At 68.6% G+C, this 12,077-nt stretch carries 9 protein-coding genes; 3 read left to right on the forward strand and 6 right to left on the reverse strand.

Annotation, left to right across the window (positions count from 1 at the left end; translation table 11 throughout):
- Window positions 1–142 precede the first annotated feature (142 nt).
- Together ABZ707_RS11290 and ABZ707_RS11295 are read right to left on the reverse strand one after the other, a co-directional pair.
- On the reverse strand, window positions 143–610 hold the full coding sequence (locus tag ABZ707_RS11290; RefSeq protein ID WP_360171473.1) for a hypothetical protein: 468 nt from the start codon (window positions 608–610) through the stop codon (window positions 143–145).
- On the reverse strand, window positions 601–5,301 hold the full coding sequence (locus ABZ707_RS11295; protein ID WP_360171476.1) for a DUF6531 domain-containing protein: 4,701 nt from the start codon (window positions 5,299–5,301) through the stop codon (window positions 601–603). The genes ABZ707_RS11290 and ABZ707_RS11295 overlap by 10 nt, the downstream gene beginning before the upstream one ends.
- Before the next feature lie 187 nt (window positions 5,302–5,488).
- Between ABZ707_RS11295 and ABZ707_RS11300 the strand changes: the two genes are divergently transcribed.
- Window positions 5,489–5,782 carry a hypothetical protein gene (locus ABZ707_RS11300; RefSeq protein WP_360171479.1) on the forward strand — a complete coding sequence of 98 codons (294 nt, stop codon included), beginning with the start codon at window positions 5,489–5,491 and terminating at the stop codon, window positions 5,780–5,782.
- A gap of 224 nt (window positions 5,783–6,006) precedes the next feature.
- On the opposite strand, the gene ABZ707_RS11305 is transcribed toward ABZ707_RS11300, so the two are convergent.
- From ABZ707_RS11305 to ABZ707_RS11320, 4 genes are all read right to left on the reverse strand, one after another.
- Complete coding sequence (locus tag ABZ707_RS11305) at window positions 6,007–6,843, reverse strand: histidine kinase (protein WP_360171481.1); 837 nt, start codon at window positions 6,841–6,843, stop codon at window positions 6,007–6,009.
- A gap of 37 nt (window positions 6,844–6,880) precedes the next feature.
- Window positions 6,881–7,495 carry a hypothetical protein gene (locus tag ABZ707_RS11310; protein ID WP_360171484.1) on the reverse strand — a complete coding sequence of 205 codons (615 nt, stop codon included), beginning with the start codon at window positions 7,493–7,495 and terminating at the stop codon, window positions 6,881–6,883.
- A gap of 14 nt (window positions 7,496–7,509) precedes the next feature.
- Window positions 7,510–8,961 (reverse strand): hypothetical protein, encoded by a 1,452-nt coding sequence (locus ABZ707_RS11315; protein WP_360171487.1) that lies wholly within the window; start codon window positions 8,959–8,961, stop codon window positions 7,510–7,512.
- Window positions 8,962–9,040: 79 nt separating this feature from the next.
- Window positions 9,041–9,469 (reverse strand): hypothetical protein, encoded by a 429-nt coding sequence (locus ABZ707_RS11320; RefSeq protein WP_360171490.1) that lies wholly within the window; start codon window positions 9,467–9,469, stop codon window positions 9,041–9,043.
- A 475-nt stretch (window positions 9,470–9,944) separates the two neighbouring features.
- Here ABZ707_RS11320 and ABZ707_RS11325 point away from each other — a divergent pair, with 475 nt between their 5' ends.
- Both ABZ707_RS11325 and ABZ707_RS11330 read left to right on the forward strand, forming a co-directional pair.
- On the forward strand, window positions 9,945–11,237 hold the full coding sequence (locus ABZ707_RS11325) for a hypothetical protein (RefSeq protein WP_360171493.1): 1,293 nt from the start codon (window positions 9,945–9,947) through the stop codon (window positions 11,235–11,237).
- A gap of 149 nt (window positions 11,238–11,386) precedes the next feature.
- The gene (locus ABZ707_RS11330) at window positions 11,387–12,058 is read left to right on the forward strand and encodes a TNT domain-containing protein (RefSeq protein ID WP_360171496.1); all 672 of its coding nucleotides are present in this window, start codon (window positions 11,387–11,389) and stop codon (window positions 12,056–12,058) included.
- The last annotated feature ends 19 nt before the right edge of the window (window positions 12,059–12,077 follow it).

Genomic DNA, 12,077 nt, shown 5'->3' on the forward strand with positions numbered 1-12,077 from the left:
CGGGTGGCCAGCGGGCGCTCGGCCGGCTCCGCCGCCACGGAGTGTGGCCCCGCGCGGTGTGCCGGACGGACCCCGACCGGCACACCGCTGCGGCGTGGGTCGCGCCTCCACCGGTCGCGGTGGGCGCGCACCCGGCCGGTGCCTACTCCAGCGCCACGATGACGCGGACCGGGAGGTCGGTGTCCTCCTGGATCACGCCCGCGACCAGCTTCCGGCCGTCCAGGGTCCACTTCCTGAACGCGATGAACTCGTCCGCGTCGTCCTCCGTGCCCCCGGCCTCGGTGAGGTGGGCGGCCAGTGCGGAGGACTCGATCTCGGGCAGAAAGGCGGCCAGCGCCCGCTCGCCCTCCTCGTAGACCGCGTCCAGGTCCTCGAAGTAGCCGGTGTCCTCGTCCGCGTCCCGCATCCATACGGTCAACTCGACGCGGACACCGCCGTTGTACGGGTGGACCCAGCCCCCGACGCCGTCCTTGTCCCACGACGTCTCGAAGCCGTTCTTCGGCCGTCCGCCGGGCTCCCAGCCCTGGGCCGCGAACTCCGCCGCCACACCCTCGCCGGTCAGCGGAACACGATTCCGGACGCCTTCCAGCAAATCGACCACTACAGCCATGCGCTCATTCCACTCATGCCATTTCCCGGTACGTGATAAGCCTTGAGTTTTCCACTGGCGACCGCCTCGGGGAACACTCTGGCCAGGACCTCGTTCACATGCGCGGCGCCCCACTCGTTGGACACCATGTAACGCACTCCCTTGCCGCCCAGCCCCTCGTCGAGCGCGAGCAGCTTCTCCGCCTGGTCCGTGATCTTCGATTCCCGGTAGAACTTGTGCTCGGGATTGTAGGGGGACTTCTCCCATTCGCTCTCGTTGTCCCCTCCCGTCCACTTGGCCTCGGTGATCCAGCCGTTCGCCGGGCCGCCGTCCGCGTGCACCTCCCGGCCGTCCGGCAGGATCCACTGCTGTTCGTAGTCCTGATGCGTGACGGTCCGCTGGTAGCGGAAGGACGGACGGCCGAGCTGCTTCTCCGTCAGCCAGCCGAGTCCCTTGAACTGCGGACAGGGCGTCAGCCCCAACGGATCGCAGAACGTATACGGATTGTGCACATACGTGAGGGGATTCGGCGCGGGCGCGATCCCGAGGGGGTCCGGCGTGAGATAGCGCCCGGTATCCGGGTCGTAATGCCGGAAGAAGTTGTCCCGCAGCCCCGTTTCCGGATCCTCGTACTGCCCCGGGAAACGGAGCGGCGTATAGGCGGAGCCACCCGGTTTCCACGCGGTGATGCCCCAACTGGTGGACCGCGCGCTCCAGGCCACCTTCCCCGTCTCGTCCACGAGTTCGGTGGGAGTGCCCACGAGGTCCGAGACGACGGCGAAGAAGCGGGAGTCGAACTCGTCCTGCGAGAGTGTCTTGCGCTCGTACTGGGCGATCGGGCGGTGACCGTCGTACTCCCAGGTCAGGCTGACCCCGCCGGCGCTGTCCGTCTGCTCGGCGAGGCGGGAGCCGTCCCAGGCGAACACGGTCCGTTCGGCGATCCCGCCGTCCGGGGTCCTGCGTTCCTTGGCCGTACGGCGGCCCAGCGGGTCGTAGGCGTAGGTCCACAGCGTCCCGTCGGGCGTGGTGCACGCGATCAGCCGGTCCTCGGAGTCCCAGGTGTAGCGCCAGATGTCGGGCTTGCGTGACAGGCGCTTCTTACGGCGCTCCGTGACCCGGCCCGCCGCGTCGTACGTGTAGCTCACGGCGCCGGCCGTACGGAGCAGGGTCCCGTCGTACACGCGCCCGCCGCGGGTCTCGGGGTGCGGAGCCCTGTCGGGCCAGGAGCCGGCCGTCTGAGCCCCGGCGGCGTCGTACGCGTACTCCTCGCGCCAGTCGTCGGCCGTCACCGCCAGCGGCCGGCCGACGGCGTCCAGGTCGAAGGTGGTCACCGCGCCCGAGAGCCGGTCCTCGATCCGGGTGAGGTGGTGGTCGGCACGGTAACGGTAGGCACGCGCGCTCAGCGTCCCGTCCGGCGCGGCGACGGTCTGCTCGGTGAGGCGGCCGGCGGAGTCCCAGGCGCTGCTGATGGACACCGGCGTCGCGGCGGCCCCGCCGAAGACCCGGGTTTGTTCGCGGCCGAGCCGGTCGTGCGTGAACGCGATGGTGTGTCCCGCGATGTCGAGCGCGGTCCGGTTCCCCGCCGTGTCGTACGTACCGCGTGTGAACGCGCCGCTCGGGGTGGTCCGGCCGGCCCGCCGCCCGGCCTCGTCGTAGGAGAAACGGACGGCACGCCCGTCGGTCACCTCCTCGACGACCCGGCCCAGCACATCGTGCTCGACGGTCAGCTCGGACGTGGGCGAGGCGATCCGGACGAGCCGTCCCATCGCGTTGTAGCCGAAGCGGGTGGTGCCCTCGGGCGTCGACTTGGCCACGATCCTGCCCAGCGCGTCGCGCTCCACCGTCAATGTCTGGCCGAGCGCGTTCGTACGGGAGACCACCTGCCCGAGCGGATCGTGCCCGTAGGCGAGCGTGCGGCCGTCGAAGTCCGACTCGGAGAGCAGCCGGCCCGCCGGGTCGTAGGCGTAGGTCCAGCTCAGCCCCCGCCCGTCGGTGACCCGGGTGCGCCGCAGCTCCGTGTCGTACGCGAACGCGTGCTGTACGCCGTCGGGGGTCGTGCGGGTGACCAACTGGCCGAACGGCCCGTACGCGTATGTGGTCGCGCCGCCCGTGGCGTGCGTGTGGCGCAGGCAGTTGCCCTCGCCGTCGTACTCCCAGACCTGGGTGGACCCGTCGGGGTCCACCCTGCGCGCCAGGGTGCCCTCCACCGTCCAGGTCAGCCGGCACACGGCCCCGGTGGCATCGGTGAGGGCCGACGGGCGGCCGAAGGGATCGCGTGCCACCTCGGTGGTGTTGCCCAGCGGATCCGTCACGGCGACGGGCAGGCCCACGGGACTGCTGGTGACCCGGTGGACGGCTCCGGCGGTGTCGGTGGTCGTCCGGCGTGCGCCCGACGCGTCGTAGGCCGCCCGGGTCACGGCGCCGTCCGGGGCGTGGATCTCCGTCAGATTGCCGCGGTCGTCGTACCGGTGCCGCCAGACGGAGCCGTCCGGCCCCGTGATGTCCGTGGGCAGGTGCAGTCCGTTGTGGCGGATGGTGACCGTCGAACCGTCCGGCAGCTCGACCCCGGCCAGATTGCCGTCGTCGTCCCAGGAGTACAGCGTCCGCTGTCCCCGTGCGTCGGTGTGCGACAGCATGTGGTCGTGGCGGTCCCAGGTACGCAGGGTGCTGTGGCCGAGCGGATCGGTCTCGCAGACCACCTGGAGGAGTTCGTTCAGGTGGAGTGTGGTGGTGGCGCCGGTGGAGTCGGTGTAGCGGGTGATCCGGTTCTCCGTGTCGTAGGCGAAGGACGAGGAGAGGCAGCCGTCCGGTCCCACCGTGCGGACGACCCGGCCCGCGCTGTCGTAGACATAGCTGAAGGTGTAGTCGTTGCGGTCGGTCCAGGACGTGACCCGGCCCTGCTCGTCGTAGGTGAAACGCAGCGGCAGTCCTGAGGAGTTGACGACGCCCGACAGCCGGCCCCGGGTGTCGTAGCGGTACGACATCACCTCGACGGGCCCGTCCGGAGTGCGCAGGCTGAGCGCGCGCACGCGCTCCGCGTCCGTGGTGACCTGGACGGTGTAGCCGCCGTCGTGGCTGACGGTGGTGGGTGAGCCGTCGGAGCGGCGGGCGAAGGAAACGCGGTTCCCGTTACGGTCCTCGATGGCGGTGAGCCAGTACGCGGTGGAGGCGCGGTACGGGCTGCCGCTGAAGTACCGCGTCAGCCCGGTGTGCGAGTCCGTGACCGTGTACGTCGTCACGTCGTCGTCCTGGCTGTCGTGGACGAGGGGCAGCCGGGGCCCCTCCATGGGCAGGACAGGGTCACGTCCGGGCAGCGGGAGCCCCGGGTAAACCAGGAGCGAACCGTCCTGGCGGGCCCAGATGCCGCCCGTACCGATCGGGTCGGGTTCGATGCGCTCGTCGAGCGTGGAGGCCCAACTCGCCCCGAACCACTGGCCGTAGCGGTACTCGGACAGATGGGTGCGGCTGAGGACGAGGGGCAGGGTGCCGGGCAGCGCGAGATCGGTCTGCGGCAGGGTCATCTCGCCGGTGGCCACGTCGATCGGGTCGTTCTTGCAGGTCTTGCCGTTCAGCGGGATGCCATTGCGGCGGGGGTCGTCCTTCGCGCCCCGCAGGGACTCCGGCTTCTCGTGGCCGGAGGGGCGGCTCCTGCCGGGCGCGGAACCGCCGGGCCCGCCGCCGTCACCGGCATCGTTCTTGCGTTCGTTGGCGAGGCGGGCGCGGATGTCGTCGTCGTTGTTCTTGTGGTCCTTGGATATCTGGCGGACGGCCTGGGGGAGGGTCTGCCCGACATGGTCGCCCATCGTCTTGACGGCCTTGTCCAGCGCGTCCATGGCCTTGTCCGCGAGCGGGTCGATGACCTCGGCGATGGAGTCCCGGCCCCGGGTGCGGCCATGGGCGGTCCTGGCCTTGCCGAGTTTGCCGGCGGTCCTGCCCTGGATGCTGACGCTGACGCCGTTGAGCTGGGTGGAGGCGAAGTCGTGCTCGGAGTGCTCGATATGGAAGCCGGGACCGCCCGCGCCGCGACCGCTGCCCGCCGACGCCAGGTGCATGGCGTCCTTGGAACCCTGCACGCCCTCCTTGAAGCCGTCCGTGCCGGCCTGCTTGGCCTGGTTGAGGTCGACGCCGTTCTGCAACCCCATGGCGGTGGCGCCGAGTTGGACGACCAGGTCGGCGGCGAGGTTTTCGAGCGCGGCGACGGCCGGTTCGGTCATGGCCGAGACGATGTAGCCGATCGCCTCGTCCGCCGCCTCCTTGATCAGGCGCCGCACGACCTCCTGAGTCGCCCGGATCGCGGCGGCGCCGAAGAGCGCCGACAGACCGCCGGTCACCGGGATCAGCGACAGCGCGATACCCGCCTCACCCGCCAGATAGCCGAGCTGGACGATCGCGGCGCCCTTCATCACCTCGATCGCCGTGGCCGCCGCGTCCAGCGCACCCGCGATGGTCCGCGCCGCCGAGGCGATGTCCTTGATGTGCTTGTCCTTGACCTTCCCCCAATGCCCGTTCAGCGCGTCGAGGGCCTCACCGTGCCCGGACGAAATGAGCCGCTGCACATGGTTGTTGGCGAGCTGCCCGTCGTCCTCCAGATCCTCCGCGAACTCCCGCAGGGCGTCCGCCATCTCGCGATACGCGTCCTCGTCGACATTCGGCCAGGACACCCCGATCAGATCCAGCAGAATGTCGGCCCACTCCGGCACCGTGACAGCCATGTCCCAACCCCCCGTACGCGCAAGCGCGTTCATAGCGTGCTCGTAGTGGAGAGCCTGGCATGGCCGCGTCGAACGGATCAAGGCGACATCTCCGGCTGAAACCGGTGAACGCGTCCGTCCTGATCCTCGGACGGGATTGATCCTTCCCGGATCGGTGAGTCCCGGCGCACGGGGTACGCGGGCCGGTATGGCATCGAAGAGCGAGTACGTCATGTTCCTGCGGGCCATCCGGCAACTGCACCGGGTCCGCTCCTTCTATGTGATGGGCGTCCTCCTGTGGACGGCCTCCACTGCCTGGACGGGCTGGCAGTCACCCGGAAGCCGGCAAATGTGGGTCTCCGTCATTCTTCTCGGCGTCTTCGCGACCCTGCTCCTCACCGCTTTCGTGTCCTTGCGGCATCTCGAAGCCACGACGTCGAGCCGCCCCGCGCACCACGCGGCGTCGCGGAAGGTGGGCGGACCTCGCCACGTGCACGCCTGAGTCCTGACGGGCCCGGAACTCATGAGCCGGGTCGAGGTGGCGTCGCGACGACACACCTCGGCGACCCTTGTCAGAGCGGTCCCGGCCGGGGAGGGCACGTCGAAGAATGCCTCAGCACTCCGCTGCGGCTTGTTTCCTTCGGCAGGGCCTGGCTCGGGATCAGGCTGCGAGCGGCTCTACCGTCGCTGCGCCTTCGCTCGTTGACCGACAAGGGGCGACGGCCATCAGCCAGGATGCCCAATCTCGTCGTCCGCGGGCAGAAGGCCGGTGATCAGTTCCCAGATCTTCTTCGCATCCGCCCGCACGAACCGCAGGGGGCTCTCCGGTCCGATCCGACCCGCCGATACGGGCTCGGCAGGCCGTTCCCGATGCCAATAGCCCAACGGGCCGCAGTCCCAGACAGCGAATCCACGCGCCTCCACGCCTTCCTGATGCTCCTTGTGGCCCTGCCAGGCCGCGGTCATGCGCCAGCTCGACCTCAGCTCCGCGAGCATGTTCGTGAGGAGCGACAAAGCGGGTTCGTCAAGGGTGCCGACGGCGGCCAGGGCTTTGCGTATGTGGTGGCGGTCTTCGCCGTCAGACTCGGTGAATGGGGCCGCCTCCAAGGCCGCCAGGCCCGACTCGACAGTTCCCATGGTGGTTTCCAACAGCGATACGCCTTTGCCGTCGACATCAATGGGTTGCTGGAGGTTGACCATGTCCGCGAGAGCCCAGACCAACATTTTCGGCGCGACGCGCGCGTACTCCGCCTCGGACGTGCCGGGCCAGGCTTGATGGGAGATCACATCGTTCTCCCCGATGAGTACCCCGTGGTGCAGTTCGCCCTGTCGGCTCGCGGTTTCCAGGGAAATGACCACGACAGGAGCGAGCAGTGTGTCGATGAGTGGCACAAGGGCACTGACCAGTTGTCCCGTTTGGTTGATGAGTCCACACGCTCGGAGTTCGTCCCGTGGCGCGAAAAACTCTTCGGGCAGCGGCTCTCCGGTCGCCAGCCGGACAAGAACGTGGACATGCTCGTCACTCAGCCGAAAGCGGGACCTGGAGACGTCGTAAGAAGGCATGAAGAAGCTCGCTCAGTTGGTAGTCGTGGTCGACGGGTCAGGTCGCGGCGGATTCGGCCGCCACGTGAAACACCCTCGCCAAGCCCGCGCGCACGGCACCTCGACGGGTAAGAACGGACCGGTCGACACCGGCGAAGAGGGTCGCGAGCGCGATGTCCGCCGGCAGTGCCCGCCCCTGGACGCTCACGGAGAGCTGCCGCCGCCTTCCGATGCCCGACTGCTTCACGATGACCACAACCCCCGGGTCCTGGGCGTCCGGCTCTCGGGTGAGGGTGTAGTCCTTGCGGTTGATGGCCCTGAGCCGATAGCGGTCCCCGAGATACTTCAAGTGGAGCGCCCGCCCACGGTTGGTCACCGCCCAACGGTTTCGCTTCATGTAGACGACAGCGTCCCCGACTCGGAGTGTCGCTCCGTTCAGGGTCGGTTTGGTGAGCTCGTCCATGTGTACCCCTCGCGACTCGAACGTCGCTGTAGGGAGGAAGCCACCGCGTACGTCGGCCATGCGCGCCTGGGGCATGTGCGGGGGCACCGGATAGCGCACTCGGATCTCGCCGAACTCCTGCGATGTGCCCTGCCAGACGTGGTACTCGGGCTCGCCCTTCGGACGCTCCTTTCCCCTATGCAGGGTGAAGGAGACGACTGTGGTGTGCATGTCTTTTTTCCTCGCTAATCGAACGGGTTGAGGGCGCTGCCGAGCTTCTTGGCTCCTCCGGCAATACCGGATCCGATGTCCGAAGCCTTGTCACCTACCCAGTCCGCTGTTTCCTCCGCTCCCTTGCTGATGGAGTCCCAGTTGTCCACGACCAGACAACCGGCGTACACCGCCCCTGTTCCCACAGCCAGTCCGAGGGTGACCGGATTGGGTGCCACTGTCAGTGCGGTCATGGAGGCACTGAATGCGGTCCCGCTGAGGTCGGAGGCGAACTTCGCGGGGTCCTTCTTGATCATGTCTGCGTCGTATGTGGCCAGGTTGGCCACGCCGTAGGCGGTCGCTGCGACACCGCCCACCACACCCGCACCACGGATCCATCCAGCCGCCTTCGCGGCGTTCGCCAGGCCACCCTGCTGGGCGACCCTGGCAAGGTTGGCCTCCGAGGCCGTGGGGATGAAGAACCGTCCGTCCTTCATGTGCGCGCCCCATATGGCGGCCTCGTCAGATCCGGTCAACGCGCCAACGAGGCCCGGAGGCACCTTGCTCAGTAGGCTCCCTGGCGCGGCCGACGCCAGGCGGGCGTTGATAACACGCGATGCCCAGGTGCCGGGAGCGTTGGGGGCTTGCCCTCCTAGCGCCTTGTGCAGCTTGAAGGAGTACAGTCCGACGGCGGTGAGGGCAGTCGCGAGCGCACCGGCCGTGACCGTGCCCTTACTGATGTTGGATATCAACTCGGAGAGCTTCGGGTTGCCTGTGAGGCGTGTCATGCCCTCCCTCTGCAGGCGCTGCAGATAGTCATCCAGGGTCTCGCCGTCCCGCATCCTCGCCCAGGCAAGGTCCAGCCGCGCCTGCTTCTCGGCGTCGTCCACCCTTGCGACTTTGTCGGCAGCGCCGTTGAATCCCGTGCCGGAGGTAGCGTCGTTCTTGTCTCCGGCGGAGTCCTTGACGACGGCCTCCAGGTCCCGCTTGAGGTCCTGGTCAGCATCGTCTACGGCCTTCACACACGTCTTAATGAACTCGGCCCAGGACTCTTCGGAGTTCCTGACGCTCATGGTGTAGTCGGGGTCGTGCCGGGCCGCGCTGCGTTCGGTCTCGGTGAGCCGGTCCCAGTCGAAGGACACGTTCCCCTGCTCGGAGACGCTCATCCCGGCCTTCACAGCGTCGGCGCGGGCGCTTTCAAGCTGCTTCCTGAGGTCGCCGAACTGCTGGTGGGCGTTGCGTAACAAGGTGGCAGTCGCCTTGGCCTGGATTTGTGCGGCCTGGTACTCGTAACGGGTCGCGACGAATTTCGTGTAGGCCGCACTCGCGCTTTCACCGAGCCAGCTGTGATCCGTCGTGATCTTCTGGACGCTTTCGCCGTACCGTTTCTCGACCTTTTGGAACTCATCCGCCATTTCCTGCCACTTGTCGGCAGCGGCGGAGAGAGGCTCGAAATCGGTCGTCATGACTTCGTAGTACGTGAGCATGGCTGGTTCCTCGGAATGCGTCGGGACGTCGCGCGGTGGCCGGTGCCGGTGCCTGCGAACCGTCTCGATCGGCGGCGGCTCAGAGTGCTTCGATGCCCGATGTTCTGACCGTCCCGATGCGCTGACGCAGGTCGAGTTCGTACTCGGTAGTCGTCCTGGCGGTGTCCCTCAGAGCAATCGTCTCTCCGACGAGTCGTTCCACGAGTGTCTTGACTTGGCCCTCCCACGTGGTCCGCACCGTCTTGAGACCATCAGCCGTAGCCCATCCGGCGAAGCCTGCGACGGCCTCGCCAGTCGCCGCGTCGGCCCAGCGCCCGGCCTTCTTGGTGTTGGGCTCGACTTCGATCTCGATGGCGTTCGCGGCTGATCGCTTCTTGGCCGGCGTGGACGCAATATCCGGGGCACCCGCTCCCGGCGCCACCCCACTGTCGACGCTGTTGAGCCGCACCACATTTTGCCGCTCGGCCGCCACGGCCCGTGCCTCAACCCACTGCTCGTCGAACTTCATTGCTCGTCCCCCGCTGCTCTCGGCGTGGGGCGCACGTTCTCTGTGTCCCCAGTTCGTGATCAAGACTTCGCCATAAGATGGTATGCCTGCGAGCCCTCGACTGTGGCATGTTCCGTACACGTACGGAGACTTCGTGCCGTCCCAGAAATCCTTGACGGATTGCCCCCGCCTTGGCACGGAGCCGACCTCGATTCAATAGCCCGAACTGCTGGGCACGAGGGTGCCAAGGCAGAATTCTGCTCCGGCTGTCGGAAGCCGACTGCGGCATACAACGCACGTCATGCCCGGTCGCAGCCGCACAGACCAGGCCAGGCCACCCCAGCACCGCCCACCCCCGGCCGGTACCAAGTGGAGGCAAAGCGTCCTCCGGGTGAATTCCCGTACAACCGTTCAGCGCCCGTGCAGGTCTTCTCCCACGCGACCGCTCGGTTTCAGCCGAGCCGGTCCGTATACGCGCGCGTCCTGGAGGGGCACCATGAGATCTGCATCAACGGCCCGCTCGCTACGGCTCGCGGCCGGCGCGGCCACCGTCGCCGGGCTGGTCTGCGTGACGGCGGCGGCTCCAGCCGTCGCCGTCACGGGCCAGGCGGAGCCGGGTGCCGAGCTGGTGTTCGGACAGTCCGCCCCGATCGGTGGTGTGCGGCCCGGAGACACGGCCACGGTGTCGTTCTCTGTCAAGAACAAGGGTGCCGGGCCCGCCTCCCGGGTGGCGCTGTTCCTCGACGGTTCGCAGGGGCTGTCCTTCTCCCAGAAGTACTCGAACTGCGTGTACGAGGAGACCCCCGCCCAGGACGAAGGACCGGCGCAGGTCAACGCCGTCTGTGACATCGAGCAGACCCTGGAGCCCGGCGTCGTCTATGTGCCGGAGAAGCCGCTGGGTGTCACCCTCCTGGACCGCGCGCTGTACGAACGCCTCAGCCTGACCATCCAGCCGGACGCGGCGACCTTCCCCGACGGCACCCAGCACGGCGGCGGAGCCGATCCGGTGCTGCGACTCGTCCCGCAGGAGCCGCCGGCCGACCCCGGCGCCACCTACGGCTATGAGCGGCTCGATGTCGGCATCACCGCGCGGAACACCGCGGACTTCGCGCTCTCCGGAGCGAACGTCACGGGCAAGGCCGGCGACACCGTCAGCGCGGAGGTCGCCTTCGCCAACAAGGGACCGGCCTGGGTGGCCAACGATGTCGGCTCGCCCATCGGTGTCTTCGACGTCGGGATCCCGGCCGGTACCACGGTCACCACAGCTCCGGAATTCTGTTCTCCGGCCGGCCCCGGCGGCGGGGCCCCCAAGAAGGCGGCCGACGCTTCCGTCTATCGCTGCACAACGCCGTACAACTACGCCGACGAGGACAGCCGGCGCTCGTATCCCTTCCGGCTGCGGATCGACAAGGTCGTCGCGAACGCCACCGGCAAGGTGGCGTTCGTCAAGGGCGAGCACCGTTGGGGAACGCTGCCCTTCGACACGAACCCGGCGAACAACACGGCGGCCGTCGTCGTCAACGCGTCCGGCGAAGGGCCCGGCACGGGCGGTGGTACGGAGTCCCCCGGCGGCGGCACACAAGGTGGCGGCACACAGGGCAGCGGCACACAGGGCGGCAGCACACAGAGCCCCGGCACCGGGCACCCCGGCACTCAGGACGACGCACTGGCCGACACGGGGAGCGACAGCGCCCTGCTCATCGGCGGAACGGCCGCCGCGGGCCTCCTGGTGGCCGGCGGGTTCCTCCTCGTTTCGCAGCGACGGCCGGGACGGTCCTCGGCGCGCTGAGCCCGGCTCGCGGGACATGTCGCCGGCCGACGAGAGGCCCTGGACGGACGGCCGGCGGCACCGCCACACCGATCAATACATCACGTCACCGAGTAACTACCCTGCGTCAGATATCCTGATGGATCATCAGCACGTGAAGGGACGGCTCAGTGAAGCGAATTCGCATCATCGTCGCCGCGCTCGGTCTCGCCGTGGGGCTGGCGACGGCCCCCGCCGCGAACGCCGCCGCGCAGCAGGAGCAGCGGCTCCCGGGGGCGGCCAGGAACGCGCCCTGCACCGGGGAGTTCGAAGGCGACGCGCGGCTCGGGCCCCGGTGGCTGCCGAGGGAGCGGCTGGCCCCGGTGGGTCCGCTGCTGAAGGGCTACCAGCGGACCGGGAAGCTGTCGCCGGCCGCCTTCCTCAAGAAGTACTGGGAGGGGCCCGCCGACACGGGCGGCTGGAAGTACCCGCCCAACGACGGGTTCGGCGAGGTCAACGGCGCGGTGGACAAGGAGCCGGCAAAGCTGCGCACCGGCGAGCGGCTGGACCGCTTCGGCTCCGAGTACGGCGGGTACCTGGCTCCGGCGGGCGACGCGTACGCGGAGCGGGCGCTGCCGCCGCAGAGTCTCAACACCCGTGACACGGCGGCGCCCTGCGACTATCACGTCTACCGGGTGACCAAGCCGTTCTGGGTGTGGCAGGGCAGCATCGCCCCCTGGTTCGAGCAGCCCGGCAGGGGACGGCAGATCAAACTCGACCCGGTCTTCCTGGAGCCCGGTCAGGGGCAGCGGCTGAATGTGAAGTGGCTGCTGGACCACGGCTATCTCACGTCCGTGGCCTGACGGCCGTCGCTCGGAGTGC

This window comes from Streptomyces sp. NPDC006923 (genome assembly GCF_040635655.1).
GTDB lineage: Bacteria > Actinomycetota > Actinomycetes > Streptomycetales > Streptomycetaceae > Streptomyces.